This window comes from Aminobacter sp. MDW-2, assembly GCF_014250155.1.
Lineage (GTDB): Bacteria > Pseudomonadota > Alphaproteobacteria > Rhizobiales > Rhizobiaceae > Aminobacter > Aminobacter ciceronei.
This window is the reverse complement of sequence record NZ_CP060198.1, coordinates 448,679-473,014: the sequence shown is the minus strand read 5'-3', so window position 1 is coordinate 473,014 and position 24,336 is coordinate 448,679. Positions and strand designations below refer to the sequence as shown.

21 protein-coding genes are annotated in these 24,336 nt (G+C 62.4%); 14 read left to right on the top strand and 7 right to left on the bottom strand.

The genetic code is table 11. The annotated features are described in order from the left end of the window. Nucleotides 1–19: 19 nt before the first annotated feature. The 3 genes from H5P29_RS30855 to ectA are packed head-to-tail and all read right to left on the bottom strand — an operon-like array spanning nt 20 to nt 2,353. On the bottom strand, nt 20–421 hold the full coding sequence (locus tag H5P29_RS30855) for an ectoine synthase (protein WP_067967674.1): 402 nt from the start codon (nt 419–421) through the stop codon (nt 20–22). Between the two features lie 10 nt (nt 422–431). Beyond that, a complete protein-coding gene (gene ectB, locus H5P29_RS30850; protein WP_067967677.1) occupies nt 432–1,721 on the bottom strand; it encodes a diaminobutyrate--2-oxoglutarate transaminase in 1,290 nt (429 codons plus the stop codon). Between the two features lie 50 nt (nt 1,722–1,771). Beyond that, nucleotides 1,772–2,353, bottom strand: coding sequence for a diaminobutyrate acetyltransferase (gene ectA, locus H5P29_RS30845; protein WP_246787052.1), 582 nt, complete (start codon nt 2,351–2,353; stop codon nt 1,772–1,774). Between the two features lie 353 nt (nt 2,354–2,706). Between ectA and H5P29_RS30840 the strand changes: the two genes are divergently transcribed. The 6 genes from H5P29_RS30840 (at nt 2,707) to H5P29_RS30815 (ending at nt 9,956) form a co-directional block, all read left to right on the top strand. Further along, complete coding sequence (locus tag H5P29_RS30840) at nt 2,707–3,153, top strand: MarR family winged helix-turn-helix transcriptional regulator (RefSeq protein ID WP_083948821.1); 447 nt, start codon at nt 2,707–2,709, stop codon at nt 3,151–3,153. A 172-nt stretch (nt 3,154–3,325) separates the two neighbouring features. After that, nucleotides 3,326–4,681, top strand: coding sequence for a chloride channel protein (locus H5P29_RS30835; RefSeq protein ID WP_154384290.1), 1,356 nt, complete (start codon nt 3,326–3,328; stop codon nt 4,679–4,681). Nucleotides 4,682–5,013: 332 nt separating this feature from the next. Then, entirely contained in the window at nt 5,014–6,333 is a 1,320-nt protein-coding gene (locus H5P29_RS30830) for an ABC transporter substrate-binding protein (RefSeq protein ID WP_067967686.1), read from the top strand. Nucleotides 6,334–6,457: 124 nt separating this feature from the next. Next, the gene (locus H5P29_RS30825; protein WP_067967688.1) at nt 6,458–8,167 is read left to right on the top strand and encodes an iron ABC transporter permease; all 1,710 of its coding nucleotides are present in this window, start codon (nt 6,458–6,460) and stop codon (nt 8,165–8,167) included. Nucleotides 8,168–8,191: 24 nt separating this feature from the next. After that, nucleotides 8,192–9,286, top strand: a complete 1,095-nt coding sequence (locus tag H5P29_RS30820; RefSeq protein WP_246670718.1) for an ABC transporter ATP-binding protein — start codon at nt 8,192–8,194, stop codon at nt 9,284–9,286. Between the two features lie 61 nt (nt 9,287–9,347). Then, nucleotides 9,348–9,956 (top strand): histidine phosphatase family protein, encoded by a 609-nt coding sequence (locus tag H5P29_RS30815; protein ID WP_083948861.1) that lies wholly within the window; start codon nt 9,348–9,350, stop codon nt 9,954–9,956. 6 nt (nt 9,957–9,962) lie between these two features. Here H5P29_RS30815 and H5P29_RS30810 read toward each other — a convergent pair whose 3' ends face one another. Continuing rightward, nucleotides 9,963–10,433, bottom strand: coding sequence for an Lrp/AsnC family transcriptional regulator (locus H5P29_RS30810; protein WP_067967698.1), 471 nt, complete (start codon nt 10,431–10,433; stop codon nt 9,963–9,965). Between the two features lie 108 nt (nt 10,434–10,541). Here H5P29_RS30810 and H5P29_RS32765 point away from each other — a divergent pair, with 108 nt between their 5' ends. Further along, nucleotides 10,542–12,023: an aminotransferase class V-fold PLP-dependent enzyme gene (locus H5P29_RS32765; RefSeq protein ID WP_067967700.1), complete on the top strand. Its 1,482-nt coding sequence runs from the start codon at nt 10,542–10,544 to the stop codon at nt 12,021–12,023. A 3-nt stretch (nt 12,024–12,026) separates the two neighbouring features. Further along, on the top strand, nt 12,027–12,905 hold the full coding sequence (locus H5P29_RS32760; RefSeq protein WP_154384292.1) for an MBL fold metallo-hydrolase: 879 nt from the start codon (nt 12,027–12,029) through the stop codon (nt 12,903–12,905). A gap of 45 nt (nt 12,906–12,950) precedes the next feature. Here H5P29_RS32760 and H5P29_RS30800 read toward each other — a convergent pair whose 3' ends face one another. The 3 genes from H5P29_RS30800 to H5P29_RS30790 are packed head-to-tail and all read right to left on the bottom strand — an operon-like array spanning nt 12,951 to nt 17,491. Then, a complete protein-coding gene (locus tag H5P29_RS30800; RefSeq protein WP_154384293.1) occupies nt 12,951–13,862 on the bottom strand; it encodes a DMT family transporter in 912 nt (303 codons plus the stop codon). Beyond that, on the bottom strand, nt 13,846–16,251 hold the full coding sequence (locus tag H5P29_RS30795; protein ID WP_154384294.1) for a PIG-L family deacetylase: 2,406 nt from the start codon (nt 16,249–16,251) through the stop codon (nt 13,846–13,848). The genes H5P29_RS30800 and H5P29_RS30795 overlap by 17 nt, the downstream gene beginning before the upstream one ends. A 25-nt stretch (nt 16,252–16,276) precedes the next feature. Next, a complete protein-coding gene (locus tag H5P29_RS30790) occupies nt 16,277–17,491 on the bottom strand; it encodes an ROK family protein (protein WP_371818663.1) in 1,215 nt (404 codons plus the stop codon). Nucleotides 17,492–17,789: 298 nt separating this feature from the next. Here H5P29_RS30790 and H5P29_RS30785 point away from each other — a divergent pair, with 298 nt between their 5' ends. From H5P29_RS30785 to H5P29_RS30760, 6 genes are read left to right on the top strand one after another with little or no spacing between them, the layout of a single operon-like run. Beyond that, complete coding sequence (locus tag H5P29_RS30785) at nt 17,790–19,046, top strand: extracellular solute-binding protein (RefSeq protein ID WP_067967706.1); 1,257 nt, start codon at nt 17,790–17,792, stop codon at nt 19,044–19,046. An 18-nt stretch (nt 19,047–19,064) separates the two neighbouring features. After that, on the top strand, nt 19,065–20,003 hold the full coding sequence (locus tag H5P29_RS30780; protein WP_067968462.1) for a carbohydrate ABC transporter permease: 939 nt from the start codon (nt 19,065–19,067) through the stop codon (nt 20,001–20,003). Continuing rightward, nucleotides 20,000–20,851, top strand: coding sequence for a carbohydrate ABC transporter permease (locus H5P29_RS30775; RefSeq protein ID WP_154384298.1), 852 nt, complete (start codon nt 20,000–20,002; stop codon nt 20,849–20,851). The genes H5P29_RS30780 and H5P29_RS30775 overlap by 4 nt, the downstream gene beginning before the upstream one ends. Before the next feature lie 3 nt (nt 20,852–20,854). Next, nucleotides 20,855–22,369 carry an argininosuccinate lyase gene (gene argH / locus H5P29_RS30770; protein ID WP_154384299.1) on the top strand — a complete coding sequence of 505 codons (1,515 nt, stop codon included), beginning with the start codon at nt 20,855–20,857 and terminating at the stop codon, nt 22,367–22,369. Then, nucleotides 22,369–23,406: an ABC transporter ATP-binding protein gene (locus H5P29_RS30765; protein ID WP_154384300.1), complete on the top strand. Its 1,038-nt coding sequence runs from the start codon at nt 22,369–22,371 to the stop codon at nt 23,404–23,406. The genes argH and H5P29_RS30765 overlap by 1 nt, the downstream gene beginning before the upstream one ends. Next, nucleotides 23,403–24,317, top strand: a complete 915-nt coding sequence (locus H5P29_RS30760; RefSeq protein ID WP_067967718.1) for a carbohydrate kinase family protein — start codon at nt 23,403–23,405, stop codon at nt 24,315–24,317. The genes H5P29_RS30765 and H5P29_RS30760 overlap by 4 nt, the downstream gene beginning before the upstream one ends. Nucleotides 24,318–24,336 lie beyond the last annotated feature (19 nt).

The window sequence follows — 24,336 nt, the reverse complement described above, 5'->3', positions numbered from 1 at the left end:
CTTTCATTTCTGAGTGAGGTCAGTCAGCAATCGCAAGCTGGGCAATGGGCTCATACGAGCCGTCTTCGCGGTGCACCTCTTGTCCGATGACCGGCGGATTGAAGCAGCACGCCATGACCAACTCGCTGTTGGCGGTGAGCCGGTGCCGGTCATGCAGGTTGAGTGCGTAGACGGTACCGGGCCGAATCTGATGGACCTGGCCAGTGGCCAGATCCTCGATTGTTCCCTCACCAGAGAGACAGTAGACGCTCTCGAAATGGTGCTTGTAGTGGAACACATGGCTCGTGTTGGCGTGGATGCGGGTGATGTGGAAGCTGAAGCCCATGCCGTCGCCGGCCAGCAGCAGGCGTGTGCTGTCCCAGCCGTCGGCGTTGACCAGGCGATCTGTCTGACGCGCTTGTTCCAACTGTCTGACTATCATGGTGTGACTCCTATTCGGCAGCGGCGCGCATGGTGCCCATGGTTACGGCGAACGCCGTTTCCAGCGTGTCCAGGCCCGCTGCAAATTGCTGGTTGGAAATGGTCAACGGGGCCAGGACTTTGACAATTTCGTCGTGGCTTCCCGAGGTTTCGATAATCAGCCCACGCTCAAAACATGCCTTGCAGACGGTGGCGGCGGTTTTGCCGGAGCCAGCGTCGATCCCCATCATCATGCCGCGGCCCTTGATGGACAGGCCATAGGTTTCGGCTACAGCGTCGAGGCGTTTGGCGAGATAGGCGGCCTTGTCGGCGACCTCATTTTTGAACCTATCGTCGTTCCAGAATTTCTCCAGCGCTGCCGTTGCGGTGACGAAAGCATGATTGTTGCCGCGGAAGGTGCCGTTGTGCTCGGCTGGCTTCCAGATGTCGTGCTCAGGCTTGATGAGCGTCAACGCCAGTGGCAGTCCCAGGCCCGAGAGCGACTTGGCCATCGTGACGATGTCGGGTGACAACCCCATGCCGTCGAACGAAAAGAACCCGCCTGTTCGACCGCAACCGGCCTGGATGTCATCGATGATGAAGAGCGCGCCATGCTGGCGTGCTATGGCCTCGATCTTGCGTAGCCACTCGGGCGAGGCGACATTGAGACCGCCTTCTCCCTGCACTGTTTCCACAATGATCGCGGCGGGCGCATCAATACCGCTCGATGGATCGGTAAGCTGGCGCTCCAGCATTTTGGCGGTATCGATGTCAGGCCCAAAGTAGCCTTCGAATGCGGCGCGCGTGACGCCCGACAAGGGTGTGCCGGCACCGGCCCGATGCTTGGAATTGCCGGTCGCAGCCAACGCGCCCATCGTGACGCCGTGAAAGCCATTGGTGAAGGCCACGACGTTATGGCGGCCGGTTACCTTACGCGCCAGCTTGATCGCCGCTTCGACAGCATTGGCGCCTGTTGGTCCGGTAAACTGCAGGCGATGATCCATTGCCCGTGGCTTCAGTACGATGCGCTCGAAGCTCGCCAAAAATCTCTGCTTCGCGTCGGTAAACATGTCCAGCCCGTGGGTGATGCCGTTCGCCGACAGGTATTCGACGAGCGCCCGTTTGAGGTCTGGGTCGTTGTGGCCATAATTGAGCGATGAGCAGCCGCTGAGAAAGTCGAGATAGGTATTGCCTGCGGTGTCGTACAAAGTCGCGCCTACCGCCTTGTCGAACAGTCTGGGAAAGTTGCGCGAATAGGATCGAACGCGACTTTCGACCCGCTCGAAAGTGGTCGTTGCGGCGATGGTTCCAGTGGTGGGCATTGGTAGTCTCCCTGGGAGTTCGAGCTTGAATGCCGTTCTTGCCAGAAGCGTCAGGCGGTGAGACGTGCCGCACTTTCCCGGTGAAACGGGCCGATGGTGACGGCAAATTCGCTGTCATGCAGGTGTTCGAAATGGCTATCCCGCGCGAAATGAATGCGCTGGGCTATCGGCGCGTCGAGCTTGCGGGCGATGGATCTGAAGAGGGCCCACGACGCGGCATTGCTCTCGGTGATGGTGCATTCGATATGCTTGATCTGGCTGCTGGCTTGCCTGGTCAAAACATCGGCAATGAGCTTCCTAGCCAACCCCTGTCGCTGCCCCGCAACGCTCACGCATATCTGCCAGACAAACAAGGTGGATTGCTGGTGAGGGGGGATGTAGCCGGACATCCAGCCAAGGATCTGGTCGTCGCTTTCAGCGATGGCGCAGGTGGATGCGAAATGGCTGCATTGCAACAAATTGCAGTAGAGCGAGTTGTCGTCCAGCCCTGGTGTTTGGCGGATCATCTGCCACACGCGCACGCCGTCGCCTTTGTGTGGCTTGCGAATGGAAGCCGGACCGCGAGTCGCCTTGATCGGGAGAGGAGCGCCGCCCGCCTTACTGGCCCCTATTTCATTCAACAAACCTACCACCAAAATTTTCTGATGCCGGAATTATCCCTGCTCGACAACGTCATAAGCTTAGGTTGATCGAAATAAATGTCAACCGCTTAAATTGATGGAAAGCTCCTGCTCAGGCGCAGGGCCGCGCAAATTAGCTAATAAAAACAACATATTATATGACGCAAATTCGTAGGCACTTCGATGATCAGAATTTGGTTCTGATAGAAGGACGTGAAATTAGTTAGCTTTTGCGAAATTATTTACGATACCGGCAAACGCAGTGGACAGCTGTTGGGTTTGCAGTAATCAGAAGTTAGAATGCGACCGAGAAATAGAACGGGCTGCGACAGTTGGAAGACCGGACCAAGCGGGCATTGACTGCCATGCGCAAGATTCTGCGCACCACGGAACTCAACGGTAGGGCAGTGATGCGCGCGACCGGGCTGACCCCTTCCCAGTTGGTCTTCATGCAGTTACTCGAGGAGGCCAACGAGCAAACGGCAGGTTATGTCGCGGGACGAATGGGTATCACCCAGGCGACCACGACCGCGCTCATCCAGAAGCTCGAATCCCATGGGATGATAAAGCGCCGCAAGGGCGATCAGGACCGGCGTCAATCTTGGCTTTCATTGACTGAGGCCGGCCGTAGTTTGCTGGCTGCCTCACCCGATGGCGTTCAGGCGCGGTTTCAGAACGAGTTCAACAAGTTGGTCGATTGGGAGCAGGCGATGTTGACAGCCTCTCTGGAGCGCGTAGCCGCAATGATGGGAAATCATGATCAGGACGTGGCGGCTGTGCTGGATGGAAAGCCTCTGATTGAGCTTGACTGACATGAGGTCGCAAGCCGGTGCCCAGGGAGCACCTCGCGGACCTTGCATTTTCCACCTTCATTCCATGCACTGCCTTCGGAATTGCGGCAGCAAGGGTATATGCGGCGCGGGTTTTTCACCCAATGAGCATGCTTAGCTTTCGTGATTGAAACAATTTGCCTACAAGTCATCCATGACCAGATTTGCCAAGCAGCCTCGTAGGGTGCCGATGCTTCGGCGCTCGCGCGCAATGTGGGTTTCGCCGCGCCTTTGGCGCCCCCGTGTTGTCTTCTGGGTGGGAGCAATCGCAATTGGTCTGATTAGTGTTCTTTTTGCCAAGATGGCCGATCAGGCGCAATTCCTGTCCCGGCAATTCTTCTCTGACAATGGAAGATCTTGGCTGCCTTTGTTCGTCACTCCAGCGGGTTTTGTTTTTTGTGCCTATGTCGCTGGCAAGTTTTTCCCTGGGTCGCAGGGGAGCGGCATTCCACAGGCCATCGCGGCTCGACATCTGCGCGACGGGCAAGAACGAGCTCGGCTTTTGTCTTTGCGCCTGGTTGTTGGCAAGGTCGCTCTGACTATTGCCGGACTCTTCGTCGGAGCCTCAATCGGCCGCGAAGGCCCAACGGTTCAGGTCGGCGCATCAATAATGCTGCAAGTTGCACGCTGGGGCGGGATGGCACAGGCACGCGGCCTTATTCTCGCAGGCTCAGCTGCCGGTATCGCTGCAGCCTTCAACACACCGTTGGCAGGGATCGTTTTTGCCATCGAGGAAATGGGGCGCAGCTATCAGGCACGGACCAACGGCGTCGTATTGGCCGCTGTTATCCTTGCCGGCTTGGCTTCGCTTGGTGTCCTCGGCAACTACACCTACTTTGGCATAACCCACGCCACAGTCGCCTTTCCAGGAGATTGGCCGCTGATTGTTGCTTGCGGGATTGTCGGTGGAGGGCTTGGCGCATGCTTTAGCCTTGCCGCACTAAGGATTTCCCGGCGATTGCGCCGATGGCTAGCTCCCCACCCACTAGGCCGCTCGCTCATCCTTTCAGGGGCTTGTGGTCTATGTGTCGCATTGATTGGAATTTCATCAGACGGGCTGACCTTCGGTACCGGATATGATCAGGCCCGTAGCGCAGTCGAAGGTGTGCCGCTTCCGACATTTTATTTCGCGGAAAAGCTACTCGCTGGCTTGTTTTCGATGTTGTCAGGAATTCCCGGTGGCATATTTGCCCCGTCTCTGTCGGTTGGCGCTGGACTGGGCAGCAGTCTCGGGGTGCTCTTGGGTGCCAATGTGGGACTTGCAGCATTGCTTGGAATGGCTGGTTATTTCGCCGGCGTGGTGCAGGCGCCTATGACCGCATTTGTTATCATTCTTGAAATGACAGGCAACCACGACAATGTCATTCCGCTGATGTTGACCTCGATGCTCGGTTACGGGACAGCCCGACTGGTATCTCGCGAGCCCCTCTATCATGCCATGTCACGGATATTCGTGGCAGACGCCCTACGTCGCAGGCGCGCGGAAACGCCAATGCGCCATGTAGCATAGCTACTGGTTTAGTTGCAGAGCCGCTTGGGCGTTTATCATCGCAACGTCGGGCGGGCATCACATGCCTGAGCGGAATCCCCCCGAAAAATGAAAAGACGCGCGACTTCAGCGGCGAATTCATTCTAGACCACCTTGGCAACACGACTGCGGCGTCCACTAGCCGACGCTTGCGATGTTACCCGTCTGACCCATGCCGGGCAGATCAGATGTTACCGCTATTTCCCATGTCGCATTTCGAAAGTCCGGAAATCAGGGCTTTCGCCAATTGGCACGCGCCTTGCTGTCCATGAAGTGGCCGCCGGCATTTGGCGGTGTCATTGGGAGGAGTACCTATGTTGAAGACCATTGCCGCGGCGATGCTGGTTTCGGCCGCCGCCATTTCGACCGCCTACGCCCAGGATGGCGGCAAGGTGACCGTCGTCACCTCCTTTTCCAAGGATGTGACCGACCCGTTCAAGGCCAGCTTCGAGGCGGCCAATCCGGGCTTCACGCTCGACGTCCAGAACAAGAGCACAAGCTCGGGCGTGAAGTATCTCGATGAAATCAAGGCCAACAACCAGGTCGACCTGTTCTGGGCATCGGCGCCCGACGCCTTCGACAGCCTCAAGGGCAAAAGCCTGCTGGCCAAGTTCGCGCCATCGGTGACCGGGTTGCCGGAAAAAGTCGGCTCCTATCCTGTGAACGATCCGGACGGCTTCTACTTCGGCTTCGCCGCGTCCGGTTACGGCATCATGTGGAACGACCGCTATCTCGAGGCCAACAACCTGCCCAAGCCGGCTGAGTGGAGCGACCTGACCAAGCCTGAATTCCACGACCACGTCGCCATCGCAGCACCCTCGCGTTCGGGCACGACGCACCTGACCATCGAGACCGTGCTGCAGGGCGAAGGCTGGGACAAGGGCTGGGGCACGCTGAAGGGCATCGGCGGCAACCTGCAGCAGGTGACCGAGCGCTCCTTCGGCGTTCCGGATGCAGTCAACTCTGGCCAGGCCGGCATCGGCATCGTCATCGACTTCTTTGCCTTCTCGGCGCAGGCCGGTGGCTTCCCGGTCAGCTTCGTCTACCCGTCGGTGACGACGGTGGTGCCGGCGAACATCGGCATCGTCGCCAACGCCCCGAACCAGAAGGGCGCCGAAACCTTCGTCAACTACCTGCTCTCGGAGAAGGGTCAGTCAGTCCTGCTCGAGCCGTCGATCCGCCGCTTGCCGATCAACCCCGCGCTCTATGCGAACGCGCCTGAAGGCTTCCCGAATCCGTTCAAGGATCCGCGCTTCCAGTCGATGATCACCTTCGATGCCGATGTGTCGAAAAAGCGCACGGATGTCGTCGACACGCTGTTCGACCAGTTGATCTCGTTCCAGCTCGATCCGCTGAAGGGCGCGACCAAGGCGATCTACGCCGCCGAAAAGGCGCTTGCCGCCAAGGACGTGGCGGAAGCGCGCACGCTGGTCGACGAAGCGCGTGCCCTGATCTCGGCAATGCCCGTCACGGCCGACGAGGCCGCCAGCCCGCAGATCCGCGACGCCTTCACCGGTGGCGAGCAGAAGACCGCGCGCCAGGCCGAGCTCGAGCAGCAGTGGGCGGCATTTGCGACCAAGAACTACGCCGAGGCCCAGGCCAAGGCGGAGAAGGCACTGTCCCTCGTCGACTGAGACGTCAGGGCAACAGCGGCCGCCTGCCTGGCGCGGGCGGCCAACCTCTTCACATCCTTGATAGCAGGCGATCCTGGCGCATCGATGCGGCCGGGCCAGCCGATATCATTTCGGAGTCTGCCTCATGGCTTTTGTTACTTCGTTCCCGCCGCGGCGGGTTACCGCCAAGCCCGGCCAGATCGCCGCGGTGGCGTTGATCGGCCTGTTCCTGGCGATCTTCCTGATCATTCCCGCGGGAACCGTGATCTACACGGCCTTCACCGAGAAGGGCACCGGCGCCCTGACCTTCGTCAACTTTCTGGATTTCTTCGCCACCGACCTGTTCCGCCGTTCGTTCTTCAACTCGGTCTATGTCGCCGGCATGTCGGTCGTGTGGGCGACGCTGATTGCGCTGCCGCTCGCCGTGTTGACGACGCGCTTCGATTTTCGCGGTTCGATGGTCATCCAGACATTGGGCTTCGTGCCGCTGATCATGCCGCCCTTCGTCGGCGCGGTGGCGATGCAACTGCTGTTCGGCCGCAACGGCACCGTCAACCTGCTGCTCAATGACTGGTTCGGCGTCCGCATCCCCTTCATGGAAGGGTTGAACGGCGTCATCTTCGTTCAGTCGCTGCACTATTTTCCGTTCATCCTGATCAATCTCTCGACCAGCCTGCGCAACATCGACCGGTCGATGGAAGAGGCAGCCCAGAACCTCGGCTCGTCCGGCTTCCGCCTGTTCCGCCGCATCGTGTTTCCACTGTCGATGCCGGGCTATCTGGCCGGCGCTTCTCTGGTGTTCGTCAAGGTTTTCGACGACCTCGCCACGCCGCTGCTGCTCAACGTCAAGGACATGCTGGCGCCGCAGGCCTATCTGCGCGTCACCTCAGTCGGTCTGACCGATCCCATGGGCTACGTCATCTCGGTGATCCTGATCATCGTTTCGATCTTCGCCATGTGGCTGTCGGCCGTTGCGATGCGCGGCAAGGATTATTCGACCGTGCAGCGCGGCGGCGGCGGCCTGATGCGCCGGAGCCTGAGCCGTGGCGAGAGCATCGTCGCCTATGGCGTCGTCGGCTTCATCCTGCTGCTCGTCCTGTCGCCGCATATCGGCCTGCTGCTGCTGTCTTTTGCGACCGTCTGGTCCTACAGCCCGCTGCCTGACGATTTCACCATGGTTCACTACGCCAGGGTGTTCGACGAAAGCTCTGTCTACATCAAGAACACGCTGATCTATGCCTCGCTTGCCGGGCTGATCGACGTCGTCATCGGTGGCGCCATCGCCTATCTCGTGCTGCGCACCAAGGTCGTCGGCCGCCGCTGGCTCGACTGGGCGGCAACCTCAGCCCTGGCGATTCCCGGCGTCGTCCTCGGCATTGGTTATCTCCGCACCTTTTATGGCGTGACGTTGCCTGATGGCACGCCACTGGCGACGTTGTGGGTGATGGTCGTTCTGGCGCTGGCGATCCGCCGCCTGCCATATGCCTTGCGCGCCTGCTACGCCGCCTTGCAGCAGGTGTCGGAATCGCTCGAGGAGGCTGCCGAAAATCTCGGTGCCACAAAGCAGCGTACGATCCGCCGGATCGTGCTGCCGCTGATGACCGGCGGTTTGCTCGCCGGCTTCGTCACCAGCTTCTCGACAGCGGCGGTTGAGCTCTCGGCGACGCTGATGCTGATCCAGAGCAACTCGGACGCACCGATCGCCTACGGCATCTACGTCTTCATGCAGTCGCCGGCAGGGCGTGGGCCCGGTGCCGCGCTCGGGGTCATCGCCGTCATCATGGTGGCGCTCTGCACCTTGCTTTCGCACTACGTCATCGAACGCCGGCAAAAGGCCATCGGATCGGCCAAATAGGAACTTGGGGAGAGAACAATGAACATGAACGCTAGCACCACCGGCCTTGCGCCAAGCCCCGCCAAGGCGATCAGCATTCGCGACGTCAACCTGTTCTACGGCGACCTGCAGGTGCTGAAGGACATCAATCTTGAAATCCAGCCGGGCGAATTCTTTGCCTTTCTCGGACCTTCGGGCTGCGGCAAGACCACCTTGCTCAGGCTGATCGCCGGCTTCAACACCGCCCGCCAGGGCAGCGTGGTCGTCGGCGGCGTCGACGTACTCGACATGCCGCCCTGGAAACGTGACATCGGCATGGTGTTCCAGTCCTATGCGTTGTGGCCGCACATGACGGTGGCCCGCAACGTCGCCTTCGGACTGGAAGAGCGCCGGTTGCCGCGGGCCGAGGTCGAGCGCCGTGTCGATGCCGCGCTCAACCTGGTTGGGCTCAAGCATCTGGCCGGGCGGCGTCCCGCCCAGCTGTCGGGCGGACAGCAGCAGCGCGTCGCGCTCGCCCGCACCATCGCCATCGAGCCCAAGGTGCTGCTGCTCGACGAGCCGTTGTCGAACCTCGACGCCAAGATGCGTGTCGAGGTGCGGCGCGAACTGCGTGAATTGCAGCAGCGGCTGCAGCTGACGACCATCTTCGTTACCCACGACCAGGAAGAGGCCAACACCGTCTGCGACCGCATCGCCGTGTTCAACGAAGGCCGAATCCAGCAGGTCGGCACGCCGATGGGGCTGTATGAGAAGCCGGCGAACCTGTTCGTCACCAACTTCCTCGGCACGGCGAACATCCTTGACGGCCATGTCGTCGGAAGCGGTGCGGATCGCCTGTTCGAAGTGCCGGGTGCGGGCAGTATTCCTATCCCGGCAGGGACCACCGTGCCACGCGGCGCCAAGCTCGTCTTCCGGCCGCAATACGCAACCATCGGCACCGTTGCATCAGACGCCGTGGCGCTGGCAGGAACCATCACACATCGAGAGTTTCTCGGCGCAACCGTGCGCTACGGCGTGCAGGTTGGCACCGCATCGGTGTTGGTGGACGTGCCCTTCCATTCCGGTGACGCATTGCTCGAAACGGGCGCCCGGACGTCGGTCGGGCTGCAGCCCTCGTCGGCGCAATGGCTCGCCGAATGACATCATGGCCGCCGGCATCGCTCGGCGGCCCATCCCTCCCATTTTCAGCACGCAGAAATTCATGCCTTTTCATTTTCCCGATATGCTCGTCATCCGCCACGGTGAAACCCAGTGGAATGTCGCCGGCCGCCTGCAGGGTCACAAGGACACGCCGCTGACAGCCAATGGCGTGCGGCGGACACTTGAGGTGGGCACACATCTCGCGGTGCGGGTCGCCGCTTGCAAGGACGCCAGATTCTGGGTCAGCCCGCTCGGCCGCGCCCGCCAGACGGCGTCGATACTCGCCGATGTCTGGGGTGTCTCCTTCGACTGCTTCGTCGACCAGACGTCGCTTGTCGAGCGTGCTTTCGGCGTCTGGGAGGGACGCTCAGCCGAAGAAATCGAACAGGCGTTTCCCGAGCAGTTCGAGGCCGACCGCGCCGATCCCTGGGGGTATGCGATGCCTGGTGGCGAGAGCCATGTCGAACTGATGGCACGCATGCGGTCCTGGCTCGTCGGTCTCGACCGCTCGACGCCGCATGTCGTGGTCGCCCACAGTGTCAGCCTGCGGGCGCTGCGCGGGGTCTACACAGGCGCGGCGCCTGAGGACATTCTTGCCTATTGCGAGCCACAAACTGCGGCCTTCTGGCTCTCGGGCGGCCAGGAGACGATGATCGACGCGCTGGCTTGATCGGATTTAGCGTAGCCGGGCGAGGTCCGCGGCGCGGTTCTCGATGATCGCTTCCATGGAAAAGAAACCGGTCACCGTCGCCAGGTCGAAGTTGGTGATCAGTTTCTGGTAGAAGCCGTCGTAGCCCGACATGCCCCTGGTCACCACCTTGATCAGATAGTCCCAGTCGCCGCCGATGCGGTAGAAGTCGGTCACCTCGGGCATGCGTTCGACATGCTTGCGGAAATTGTCCGCCCATTCCTTGGAGTGGTGGCGGGTGCGGATCATGACGAACACGGTCAGGTCGTAGCCGAGTGCCGCAAGGTCGATGTCGGCATGGGTGCCGCGGATCAAGCCTGATGCGTTGAGCCGTTGGAGGCGGCGCCAGCAGGCGTTTTGCGACAGCCCGACACGCTCGGCCAGGTCGCGCTGCGAGATCGCACCGTCCTTTTGCAGGCACGCCAGAATCTTGTTGTCGATTTCGTCGATTTTTTCCATGATTCAGATCATATGACCCAAGTTGGCGCCAAAGTCGTGCGAAAACGATGAGGTTTCATCTCCCACATCCGATTAGAATCGCCTTGAGTTGGTTGCGGGAGAGATTCGATGAAGACCGAGCGCTGCGAAAATCCTGGCGGCACCGGCTTGCTGGACAAGTTCAAGGAGTGCCTTGCCGTACGTGACGTCGTCGCGGAGCTGCGCAGCGGCCTTGTCGGCAAGGACGCGAAGATCGACGGTCCGTTCGGTCTCAAGCCCATGGTCTATGCCGACTATGTCGCATCAGGTCGGGCGCTGATGCAGATCGAGCGCTTCGTGCTCGAGGAAGTCTTGCCCTATTATGCCAACAGCCACACCGAGGCTTCCTACTGCGGCGGCATGATGACCCGCCTGCGCCGCGAGGCGCGCGCGGCGATCGCCGCGTGCTGCGGCGCGAGCGACAGGCATGCGGTCATCTTCGCCGGATCGGGCGCGACGGCCGGCATCAATCGGCTGGTCAAGCTTCTGGGTGTTACCGATGCGGTTGCAGCCGGCAAGCAGGTCCGTGTCATCATCGGCCCCTACGAGCACCATTCCAACATCCTGCCCTGGCGCGAAAGCGGGGCGGAGGTGATCGAGATCGCCGAATGCGCTGCCGGTGGACCTGATCTCGTCGCACTGGACGAAGTGCTGCAATGGGAGGCTGACCTCACCGTCTGCGCGTTTTCGGCTGCCTCCAACGTCACCGGCATCATTACCGATGTCGCTGCCATCACCAGGCAGGCGAAGGCGGCTGGCGCCAAGATCGTCTGGGACTACGCCGGTGCGGGACCCTACATGCCGATCGCCATGTCGCCCGTATCAGGCGCTGAAATCGATGCCGTGGTCATCTCGCCGCATAAGTTCCTTGGCGGTCCGGGCGCTTCGGGCGTGCTGATCGTCCGCCGCGATGCGGTTACGACTGACAAGCCGTCATGGCCCGGCGGCGGCACCGTCAAGTTCGTCTCGCCCTCGGGCCACGACTACAGCACCAGCCTGGAAGCGCGGGAAGAGGCGGGCACGCCCAATGTGGTCGGCGACATCCGCGCGGCCCTAGCCTTCCTGGTCAAGGAAGCGCTCGGCGCGGACGCGATGCGGGCTCGCAATGCCGAACTGACCAGCCGCGCCATGTCGGCCTGGAACGGCGCCGGCAACATCGAGCTGCTCGGTGCGCTGGAGCCTCAAAGGCTGCCGATCTTTTCGTTCCGGGTCAGGGACGGCAAGGGCGGCTATGTTCACCAGCAACTGGTGACCCGCATGCTCAGCGATCGTTTCGGCATCCAGGCGCGTGGCGGCTGCGCCTGTGCCGGGCCTTATGTCCATCGCCTGCTGTCGATCGGCGAGACGGAATCTGAGCGCATGCGCCAAGCGATCCTGGCCGGCGACGAGATCAGCAAGCCGGGTTTTGTCAGGCTCAATTTCAGCGTGCTGTTGCCGGAAGAGAAAGTGCAGTTCATCCTCGATGCGGTGCTGAAGCTGGCTTCGGACGCGGTGCAGTATCAGGAGCGCTACGATTTCGATGCCAGCCGTGCGATTTTCTATCCGCGCGCTGCCGAAATGGCCGAGGCTTGAGCGATGGCAAGACCAGACGTCGCCGCCTTTTTCGACCCACGCACCTGGTCGGTGCAGTATGTCGTCTCCGACCCGCGAACCCGAAAATGCGCCATCATCGATCCGGTCCTCGATTTCGACGAGAAATCGGGCGCAACCGCAACCGCCAACGCCGACAAGCTGCTGGACCATGTTCGCGAACAGGATCTGGAGATCCAGTGGATCCTCGACACCCATCCGCATGCCGACCACTTCTCGGCGGCGTCCTATCTGAAGGCAAAGACCGGTGCGCCGACGGCGATCGGGGCGCGCATCGTCGACGTGCAGAAACTCTGGGCCGGTATCTACAACTGGCCTGAGCTCCGCACCGACGGTTCGCAATGGGACCACCTGTTCGACAAGGGCGACACCTTCGAGATCGGCGACATCAGGACGGGTGTGATGTTCTCGCCCGGTCACACGCTGGCATCCGTCACCTATGTCGTCGGCGATTCAGCTTTCGTCCACGACACCGTCTTCATGCCGGACAGCGGCACCGCACGTACGGATTTCCCCGGCGGCAGCGCCAATGCGTTATGGTCGACGATCCAGGACATCATGGCGCTGCCTGATGACACCCGCATTTTCGTCGGGCACGACTACCAGCCTGGCGGGCGCACCCCGTTGTGGGAAAGCACCGTTGCCGCCCAGAAAAGTCAGAACATTCACCTGACGCGTTATGAGCGGGAAGAGGATTTCGTGGCGTTCCGCAATGGGCGCGACGCCACGTTGCCGATGCCGAAGCTGATCCTGCATGCACTGCAGATCAACATCAATGGTGGCCGGCTCCCCGAACCCGAAGCTAATGGCCAGCGCTATCTCAAGTTCCCGCTCAACGCGCTTGACGGAGCTGCCTGGGATTGATTTCCCCCGCTTCCGGGAACAGGACGCTCGCGGATTTGGCGAAGGTCACTTCTTCCTGTTGGCGCGGCGTTCGAGATAGGCGGTCGTCTGCAACGCGGCGAGGATGACGATTGCGCCGATGACGATGCGCTGGTCGGGCACTTCGGCGAAGAAGACATAGCCGGCGGCAGTCGTGACGACGATCGAGAGATAGCCGATCGGCGCGAGCAAGCTGGCATCGGCAAGGCGATAGGCGCGCAGGAAGCAGTATTGACCGGCCTGCGCCAGAAGCCCGATGCCGAGCAGGGGCACCCAGTCGAAGGTCTTGACAGGCTGCCAGACGAAGATGGCCGGAACAGCGGTGATGACCGCAAGGCCGACAGTGTAGAATACCATCATCACGGTCGTGTTTTCATCGCGCAGCATGCGTGTCTGGATGATGGCGAGCGAGCCGAAGACGATCGTAGCAAACACTGCAAGCAAGCCGAGATTCCACTCGACGCCGCCCGGCGCCAGCATGACGAGCACGCCGGCGAAGGCGAAGGCAGTACCCACCCAGCGCAACCGCGAAACGGTCTCGCCGAGGAAGGCGACCGCCATGGCCATGGTGACGAGCGGCCTGGAAAAGCTCAGCGCGTTGACCACCGCCAGCGGCAGCAGCGTGTAGGCCATGAACTGGCTGGTCAGCGCGATGGCGTTGCAGCTGATGCGCGAGACGTTCTGCCAGGGATGCCTGGTGTGACGGATGTGGTGACGATGGCGCCAGATCAGCGGCAGGATGAACAGCAAGCCGATCATCGCCCGGATGAAGACGAGCTGGAACGCCGGATAGACGAGCCCTTGCGCCTTGACGAGCGCCGTCATGCCGCCGGAGACCAGCAGCATGTCTGCGAGCACCCAGACGATGCCTTCGCGGTTGGCCTTGTGACGCTCGTCCCCCGCCTCGGGCGTCACCGTGCCGTCAGGCTGGCTGGACAAGATTTGCCATCAGGCGGAATGCTCCCGGCACCAGCTTGTCCATCTGGTGATGCAGCACGAGGCTGGTGTGGGTATGGCGGCCCTTGCCGATCTCGGCAGAGACCAGAGCGCCCATCAGCGGCTGTTCGTTGGCGTCGTGCATCGCCAGCAGCGGTTGGTAGGCCTCGTCCCAGCGCGCGGCGAAGTAGAGCCCACGCTCCTTGTTCCAGCCGGACCAGTCCTGCGGGCCGATGATGTTCGGCCCCTTGAGCAGGACGTGGTCCGGCACCAGCACCGTAACCTCGGCGGTCGGATCCGTTACGCGCCAGCGTAAAGACGGCGAGCCGATCTCGAGTTTCCTCGGCGGCGTCGCTAGTGGATCCCAACCGTCGGTCGGGCGGTGGTAAAGGGTGACAAGGTGGCCGCCATTTTCGACGAAGCGGTGCAGCTTCTCGGTGCTTGCTGCCAGATCCTTGCGAATGCCGAAGGCAAAGATGCCGACGACGATTGATGTGTAGCGGCTGAGGTCTCCGGCCAATGCCTTGGCGTCGAGCTCGGTGACGTCGAGCCCCATGCGCGTGAGCCAAAGCCCGACGCGGTCGGCGCCTGCGCCGACATAGCCGACGACAGCACCCTGCGGCAGCTTGAGGTCGAGCGTGAGCACGCGCAGCGCTTCCGGCTGGCGATGGGTGACGCGGCCGATATGCGAATAGGCAATCGGGGTCAGCCGCAATGCCGGCCTGCCGCCGACCAGCGGCGTGATGGTGGTTAGCCCGGCAACACGTGTCTCGGGAGCGCGGATGACCTGGCCACCTTCCGCCTGGGCCAGCGACCAGCCGTCTTCCATGTTGAGCGAGACGGGCGCATCCTTGCCTGCGACCACTGACTTGACCGGCCATTCGCGTCTGGTGCCGTCGAGCGGTACGATCAGCGCTTCGGGCTCCATCACGACCGAGCTTGCCGGCAGCACGGCAAATGGCTCCTCGAGGTCATAGGTGGCGCGGGCGGTATGATCGCCGAACTTTGCCGAGATGACGACATGGGCGTCACCATTGCCGCCGAGAGCCGACCATGATGGCGGATAGAGCTTTGTGTAAGCGGCGTCGACGGTGGCAACGATCTTCAGGCTGCGTCGGCGTCCGGTGATGGTCTCCGCCTTGGCCGTGACGCCATTGGGCAGCACAGCTTCGACCTCGACAGAACGACTGTCGCCGGCGGAGGCCAGATCGACAGTGAGTTCAGCCGTTTCATCAGGCGCCACTGTCGATGGCGACAGCGTCGCGCGGTCGAAGAGGCCGGCGGCCTCGATCAAGGCGGCGTCGATCTCGCGTGCCTTGCGGTCGAGGCGGTGGCGATGGCGTTCGAGGAAATCGGGCGAGGCGTTATTGCGGGCAGCGGCAAGCTGGGTAGCCGCTTCGGTGAGGGCTGCAATGATCGCATCGGCGTGTGGGAATGCCGCGATTGCCTTGTCGACGGCCAAACCGGCGGCCTTCAGTGCCTGCGCGGCTTCATAGGAGAGGTCTCGCGATGCGGCGAGATCGGCGAGCGTTGCCGGCAGCGCGTCGAGCACCGACGTCTCGGCCTTTGTGCCGTTGGCGGCAAGCAGTAAATGCAGCGGCCAGCGCGTCTCGGCGACATCAGGCCAATGACCCATGCCCTGCGAGGCGTGGTAGTAGCGCGACCATTCTCCGATGCGGTCATATTCCGCGCCCGTCGCCGGTTCGCGCCCGGGCGCGTTGACGACAACCGTCGCATCGGGAGGTGGCACTTCGTCGTCATAGGTGTCGCCACCGCCCGACCATGCCGGCAGATAATACTTCGCCACCTGCCAGGGGCTCATGCCTTCCTTGAAAAGTTCGGGGAACGCCTGCGGGTCGGCGGCAAGCCCGATTGCCTTTTCGGCTGCGCGGGTCATGGCGCGGTGGTGGCCATGCTGGCCGGGGACATCGAGAAAGGTCGGAATGACGATGTCGGGCCGTTCGCTGCGATAGGCACGCACCAGGCGTTCGACAGTGCGCATCTCGCCCCAGCGGGTGAAGGTCTGGTCGCCATCCTTGGAGAAGCCGAAATCATGCACTTCGTCATCTGGGCCATGGCCGAGCCAGACGACGTCGGCATCGAGCGCGCGCGCCGCTTCTTCCATCTCGCGGGTGCGCATCATGCCGAGCACGCCAAGGCGCTCCGGCCCGAGCGAGTTCTGACCGCCTTCGCCACGCGTCGAGCAGGCGACGATGACGCGCATGCCGAGGCCGAGGCGGAAATACGCAAGCAGGCCGCTCTGCTCGTCATCGGGATGAGCGCCGGTGTTCATCATGGTGACGGTAGAGCTGAGACGGCTGAGGGCACGGTGAAGCCTGAGCAGCGACGGGCTGGCCTTTTGTCTTTCGATACGTTCGCGGGCGCTCGGCATTCAGGTCCTCCGGTATTCCAGTCTGCTATTCGGTGGTCGTTGTGGCGGCGGTTTCGAGCTTGGGCGTGACCACCTCGAACAGCGGCAGCGCGGCGGCACCGAGTGCCGCCGTGTATTGCCCGGTCTGGCCGCGCATGACGCGGGGCAGGGCGCGGGTCCGTCGGCTGGCGACGGAAATGGGCAACGGTCCCATCCGCTCGATCAGCTCGTCGATGATCGCGTCCGGCAACACGCCGCCAAGGATCACCGTTTCGGGGTCGAGGATGTTTTCGATCATCGCGATCATCGGCGCGAGATAGGTCGCGGTCTCCTCCATCCACGCCAGCAGCACCGGATGGCGCTTGGCATGGAGTTCGGAGAAGTCGGCGAAGTCGCAGTCGGGGATGCCTGCCTCGCACAGCTTTTCGCGCAGCGCATGGACCGAGGCGTAGCGCTCGAGGCAGCCGTGCTGGCCGCATGGGCAAGCCCTGCCTCTGGGAACGACGACGACGTGGCCGATTTCGCCGGCATTGCCGAAGGCGCCACGGAACGGAGTGCCGTCCTGGATCATGCCAAGGCCAAGGCCGGCGCCGAAATAGACCATGCAGAAGCTGGAGATGGTGTGGCCAGCACCGAAGAAGCGTTCGCCGACGGCCGCGGCGTTGGCGTCGTTTTCCACCGTCACCGGCTCCCCGCAGGCTTCGCTGAGCAGGCTTGCCGCATCGATGTTTGCCCAGCCCGGCAGCGTCGTCGGGCCGACCGAGGTCATGCCTTCGATCTCGAACGGGCCGGGCATCACCACGCCGATGCCGAGCAGCCGCGACTTGAACGTCGACCTGACCGCATCGAGCTCGGCGCGCAGATGCGCGATGACCTGGCTCGGGCTGGTGTCGCTGACCGGCATGATTCGCCTGGAACGCGGCTGGCCCGACAGGTCGAGCACTGTCGACACCATGTGGTCGGAGGCCATCTCGATGCCCATGGTCATGGCGCCGTCGGGGTTGACGGCGAACTGGATCGGCGGCTGGCCACGGCCCGAACGCAGGCGCCCGGTCTCCATCAACAGGTTTTCGCTGACCAGCTCGTCGACGATGTTGGCGATGGCTTGCGCTGTCAGGTGCGTCAGCCGGGCAATATGCATGCGCCCCAGGGCGCCGTTCCGGCGCACGACGTCGAGCACCACGCGACGGTTATGGTCGCGGCTGCGCTCGGGGTTGTTGCCCAATGTGACCTGATGCGTGCTGCCCGGCTGAAATGCCATTTCGCCCATCCTGACCTCGGTTGCAAAATTGATAACGCGGAAGCGACGTTAGCTGCAATAGATTAATTCAAGTAGATTATCTTATTGACAAACGGCTGATGAAAGGGAACCGTAGAGGGAGTGTGCGGGGAGGATCCGCAGCTCCTTGGTGTCAGTTTTGTCGGGCGTGTTCCGCCCGCGTTCGATGGCCCATGAATTTAAGCGAGTGGCCCGTTTCTCGACTGCGAGAAAAATCGGGCCAAGGGGATAATGGTCGCCCGTGGTTCGGGATATCCGATGGGCGCATTTGGAGGCTAATATGCGTAGAGCAACCTTGTTTGCCGGTCTGATTGCTGGTTTCAGCACACTGGCTATGAACGCGGCGCAGGCCGTCGAGATCGAATATTGGCAGTATGTCTTCGACTCGCGCGTCAAGGCGATGGACCAGCTGATCGAGAACTTCGAGAAGGCCAATCCTGACATCACCGTCAAGCAGACGACCTTCCCCTATGCCGACTACCAGACGCGCGTCATCGCTGCGAAGATGGGCGGCCAGGGCCCCGACGTGATGCAGCTGTTCTACGGCTGGCTCGACAAGTTCGTTGCCGGCGGCCTGCTGCAGCCGCTGCCGACCGATGCGTTCCCGCACGACAAGATCGAAAGCGAATTTTTCCCGATCGTCAGCGCCATGAAGCGCGGCGAGGATTATTACGGCCTGCCGACCGCCGTGCGTTCGCTGGCGCTGTTCTACAACAAGAAGCTGTTCACCGAAGCCGGCCTCGACCCGGCGAACCCGCCCAAGACGCTCGACGAGTTCGTTGCCGCCGCCGAGAAGGCGACCAAGCGTGACGCCGCCGGCAATCTGATCGTCGCCGGCTCGACCCTCGACATGGCCGGCCAGGATCACCAGTGGTGGCGAGAAGTGCTGGTGCGCCAGTTCGGCGGCCAGCCCTACACCGACGGAGACCGCAAGGTGGCCTACAACACCGAAGCGGGTGAAAAGGCGCTGAAGTTCTACACCGACCTGCAGACCGAGAAGAAGATCGGCCAGGCCGGCTTCATGGACGAAGGCCAGGCGGCCTTCCGTGCCGGCATGGCGGCGATGACCATCGACGGCACCTTCCGTCTCGGCGCCTTCAAGTCGATCGAAGGCTTCGAGTGGGGCGTGACCGAACTGCCGGCAAATGCCGACGGCACCCGTTCCAACTATGCCAGCTACTTCGCCAACGGCATCTCGGCGACGACCAGCGGCGAGAAGCTCGAAGCCTCGAAGAAGTTCCTGGCCTACATCTCCTCGCCCGAGGCGATGGACGTCTGGCTGAAGACGGTCGGCGAGCTGCCGGCACGCCGTTCGGCTGCCATGACCGAAGCCAATCTAGCCGATCCGGTCTACGGCCCGTTCCTCAAGGGTCTCGAATACGCCCGCACCACCATGTTCGTTGATGAGGCAGCCCAGCGCCAGACCACCATCGACATGGCCAACCGCGTGCTGCTCGAAGGCCAGTCGGTGAAGGATTCGCTCGCACAGGCCGCAGCGGCCGAGCAGGCGATCATCGACGCAGCAGCCCCGAAGTAAGGCGAAGGCTTGATGTCTGTGACAGCGGATCAACAGGGGGCGGCGCTGAGCCGCCCCGGCGCGACCTTCTGGGAACGCCGTTCCATGCGGACGAAGCGGCTGGTGTGGGTGTGGAGTTTCCTCGCTCTGCCGATCCTGTTCTATTCGGTGATCCGCTTCTACCCGACCATCGAAGCCTTCTGGCTTTCGCTGACCAACTGGGACCTTTTGAAGCCGCCGCAGTTCATCGGCCTGGCCAACTACGAGAAGCTGTTCGCAGACCCGCAGTTCTGGAAGGTGTTCAAGAACACCTTTGCCTATCTGCTCGTCGGCACGCCGATCAGCCTGTTGCTGTCATTCGTCATTGCCTACCATCTCGATCGCGTGCGTTTCATGCACGGGTTGATCCGCGGTCTCTATTTCCTGCCCTATTTGACCACGGCTGCCGCGATGGCCTGGGTGTGGCGCTGGTTCTACCAGCCGGCACCGATCGGCGTGATCAACAATGCGCTCGGCACGCTCGGCATCCCCCAGCAGCCGTTCATCCGCTCGGTCGACCAGGCCTTGCCGTCGATCATGCTGACGGCGATCTGGGCCGGCCTCGGCTTCCAGATCATCATCTTCATGGCCGGCCTGCGGTCGATCCCCAACACCTTCTACGAGGCGGCGCGGATCGACGGCCTCGGCGAATGGGCAATCCTGCGCAAGATCACGCTGCCGCTGCTCAAGCCGACAACCGTGTTTCTCGTCGTGTTCTCGTCGATCGGCTTCCTGCGCATTTTCGACCAGGTCTACAACATGACCACCAACGACCCGGGCGGCCCGCTCGGCTCGACCAAGCCGCTGGTGCTGATGATCTACCAGACGGCGTTTTCGTCCTACGCGATGGGATATGCGGCGGCCCAGACGGTGGTGCTGTTCACCATCCTGCTGTTCGTATCGCTGTTGCAGCTCTGGATCCTGAGGGAAAAGAAATGAGTGCCGTCACCCAAACGCCGGCGCTGTCCCACGCCAACGTCAAGCCCGGCCGCATCCTCGCCTGGACGCTATTGTTCATCGGCGGCCTGATCATGGTGACGCCGCTGGCCTTCATGTTCTCGACGTCATTCAAGACGGCCGGTCAGGTCTATGACCTCAGGCTCATTCCGGCAGCGCCAACCTTCGCCAACTACGTCGCGATCCTGGCCGACGGGCGCTTCATGCGCTGGTTCTTCAACTCGATGTTCGTTGCCGTCATGGTGACGCTGTCGAACGTCTTCTTCGACAGCCTGGTCGGCTACACGCTGGCCAAGTTCGAGTTCCGCGGCCGCTACTTCATCTTCCTGGCCATCCTGTCGACGCTGATGATCCCGACCGAGATGCTCGTCATCCCGTGGTACCTGATGTCGGCCAATCTCGGCTGGCTGGACAGCTATTGGGGCATCATGTTTCCCGGCATGATGACGGCCTTCGGCACCTTCCTGATGAAGCAGTTCTTCGAAGGCGTGCCCAACGATTTCCTCGAAGCAGCCCGCGTCGATGGCCTGAACGAGTTCCAGATCTTCTGGAAAGTGGCGATGCCGCTGGTGACACCGGCTCTGTCCGCGCTCGCCATCTTCACCTTCCTCGGCAACTGGACGGCGTTCTTCTGGCCGCTGATCGTGACCACCAGCAAGGAGCTCTACACCTTGCCGGTCGGCCTATCGAGCTTCGCGGTCGAACAGTCCATCCAGTGGGAAATGATCATGACGGGTGCTGCGATCGCCACCCTGCCGACGCTGATCGTTTTCCTCGTGCTCCAGCGCTACATCGTCCGCGGCGTCATGCTCGCCGGGCTCAAGGGATAGAAAATGTCTGAACTGAACCCGAGGCTCTCCGACAAGAGCGTCTTCCCCGATCCCGTCTACAAGGAGACGGTGCTTCGGCCGCTTTTCGACGGCGCCAAGACACACCATGTCGACGGCTTCCGCGCCATCGACCGGGCGCATCTGGTAATGCTGACCGAGACCGGTATTCTTGATGCCAAGCAGGCGTCGGCGATCGCCGGCGCTCTCGAAGCCATCGACCGTGAAGTCGATCCTGAGAAGCTGGTCTATGCCGGCGAGGTCGAGGACTTCTTCTTCCTTATCGAAAAGGAACTGAAGGCCCGCCTCGGCGCTGATGTCGCCGGACGCCTGCACACCTCGCGCTCGCGCAACGACATCGATCACACGCTGTTCAAGCTAGGGCTCAAGCAGCGCATCGATGCGCTGATGGTCAAGGCGCGACATCTGCTGGCCGCGATGATCGACGCGGCCGAGCGTGAAAAGGCGACACTGATCGTTGCCTACACGCACGGCCAGCCGGCGCAGCCTTCGACATTCGGGCATTACCTGTCGGCTGCCATCGAGGTGCTGCTCCGTGACATCGAGCGCTTCGAAGAGGCGCGCAAGATCGTCGACCTGTCGCCGATGGGGGCCGCCGCCATCACCACGTCGGGTTTCCCGATCGACCGGCAGCGCGTCGCCGATCTGCTCGGCTTTGCCGCACCCTTGCGCAATTCCTACAGCTGCATCGCGGCATCCGACTACATCACCTCGACCTATTCGGCGATCGAGCTGATGTTCCTGCATCTCGGCCGCCTGATCCAGGACTTCCAGTTCTGGACCAGCTTCGAGGTCGGACAAGTCTACGTGCCGAACGCATTCGTGCAGATCTCCTCGATCATGCCGCAGAAGCGCAACCCGGTGCCGATCGAGCATATGCGGCTGCTCGCCAGCCAGACGATGGGCCGCGCCCGCACCGTACTCGGTGTCATCCACAACACGCCGTTCACCGACATGAACGACAGCGAAGGTGAAACGCAGTCGATGGGCTACGAGGCGTTTACCGCTGCCTCCCGCGTGCTCGACCTGCTCGCCGCCTTCGTCGGCGCGATCCGCATAGATCCGGAGCGTGTGGCTGAAAACATCCGCCGCTCGTGCATCACCATCACCGAACTTGCCGACTCGCTCGTCCGCATCGAGGGCCTGTCCTTCCGCGAGGCGCACGAGATCGCGGCGACGGTCGCCAAGGCAGTGGTCGCGGCTGGCGGCGGGCTTGCCAAGGATGGCTACGCGCCGTTCCTCGAAGCCTTCAGGCATTCGACCGGACGCGAACCGAGCTTCGGCCGTGACAAGTTCGAAGAGATCGTCTCGCCCGAACATTTCGTTGCCGTGCGCGACCGTTTCGGCGGCCCGGCACCGGCGGCGATGGCCGAGGCGATCGGCGTCTACAGGAAGAAGGCAGCGGCATTGGAAGCCGTCGCACAGGAACATGCCGGGCACGAGGCGAAAGCCGCAAAAGAACTCGGTGAGAAATTCAAGGCACTGGCGGGGGCGCTCTGATGGCGACGATCGAACTTGAAAAGCTGGTCAAGCGCTACGGCAAGGTGGACGTCGTCCAGGGTATCGACCTTGAAATCGCCGACGGCGAATTCGTGGTCTTCGTTGGGCCTTCGGGCTGCGGCAAGTCGACGACCTTGCGCATGATCGCCGGGCTCGAGGACATCTCCGGCGGCACGCTGAAGATCGGCGGCGAGGTGGTCAACGAGCGTGACCCCAAGCAGCGCAACATCGCCATGGTGTTCCAGAACTACGCCATCTACCCGCACCTGACCGTGCGCCAGAATATCGGCTTCGGTCTCTACACCTCGAAGCTGTCCAAGGCCGAGAAGGACCAGCGCATCGAAGAGGCGGGCAAGATCCTCGGCCTTGAGAAATATCTCGACCGCCGTCCGGCGGCTCTTTCGGGCGGTCAGCGCCAGCGCGTCGCCATCGGCCGCGCCATGGTGCGTAATCCTTCGGCCTTCCTGTTCGACGAGCCCTTGTCCAACCTCGACGCCCAGCTGCGCGCCCAGATGCGCATCGAGATCAAGCGCCTGCACCAGAAGCTCAAGACGACCACGGTCTATGTCACCCACGACCAGGTCGAGGCGATGACCATGGCCGACCGCATCGTCGTCATGAAGGACGGCCACATCCTGCAGGTGGGCACGCCGACCGATCTCTACGAAAACCCGGTCGATGTCTTCACCGCGCGCTTCATCGGCAGTCCGTCGATGAACCTGGTGCCGGGCCGCAAGAACGGCAAGGGCATCGAGCCCGCTGCCGGCGGCGACATCCTGATTGGTGTGCGCCCGCACGAACTGACTGCAGCCGTCGAGAAGTCGGACGGCGGTCTGGAGCTCACCGGAACGGTGACGGCGGTCGAGCCGCTCGGACCGGAGACGCTGGTGCATCTCGATGTCGACGGCAGTGCCGTGATTGCCACTGCGCCGAGCAAGTTCATCCCCGCGACGGGCAGCACGCTGACCTGCCGCGCGGCGCCGGGCAGCCTCTATCTCTTCGACGCCAAGACCGAGAAGAGCCTGGGCCGGCAATGACATCGGAAAATGCAAAGCGTCCGGCGGTGCTTAGCATCGGGCGGATTTACTGTGACCTGATTTTCACCGGCCTGGCTGCGCTGCCCGAGCCGGGGCGCGAGGTGTTTGCGCAGGACATGAAGATGGCTGCCGGCGGCGGCGCGTTCATTGCGGCCGCCCACATGGCCCATGCCGGGCGTCAAGTCGCTCTGGTGGCGCGCCTTGGCACGGACGCGCTGTCGACAGGGATCGAGGCTGAGCTCGGTGCCAGCAATGTCGACCTGCGCTTCGTCGAGCATTCGCCCGGTGCCGGGCCGCAGGTTACCGTCGCCTCGGTGATCGGCAACGACCGCGCCTTCCTGTCGCGGCGTGCTGGGACCGCGCTGCCGGCGACGCTTGACGCCGCACTCGACTGGAGCGACGCCGGCCATCTGCACATCGCCGAATATGCCACGCTGCACGAGATCCCCGATCTGGTCAGCCGCGCCAAGGCCAGGGGGCTGACCGTCTCGCTCGATCCGAGCTGGGACGAGACGCTGATCTACGAAGCCGAACTGCTCGATCGCTGCGCCGGCGTTGATATCTTCCTGCCCAACATGGAAGAGGCCACCGCCATTACGCAGGAGAACGATCCGATCGCGGCAATCGAGATCCTGTCCAGGGACTTCCCGATCGTGGCCCTGAAAGCGGGCGGCGAGGGCGCGTGGTTGAAGGCCGCTGCCCAGTTGCTGCACCGCCGGGCCGAAGAGGTCCCTGTCGTCGATACGACGGGCGCGGGCGATGCCTTCAATGCAGGCTTCATCGACGCATGGCTTTCGGGTCAGTCCGAGCAAGCCTGCCTTGCCGCCGGCATCACTTATGGCAGCCTTGCCGTCCAGGCGGCGGGAGGTTCGGCGATCCTGCGCCAGCCGCTGCGCAGGGCTGCTGGCTGACGGTTACGAACGAGGCGCG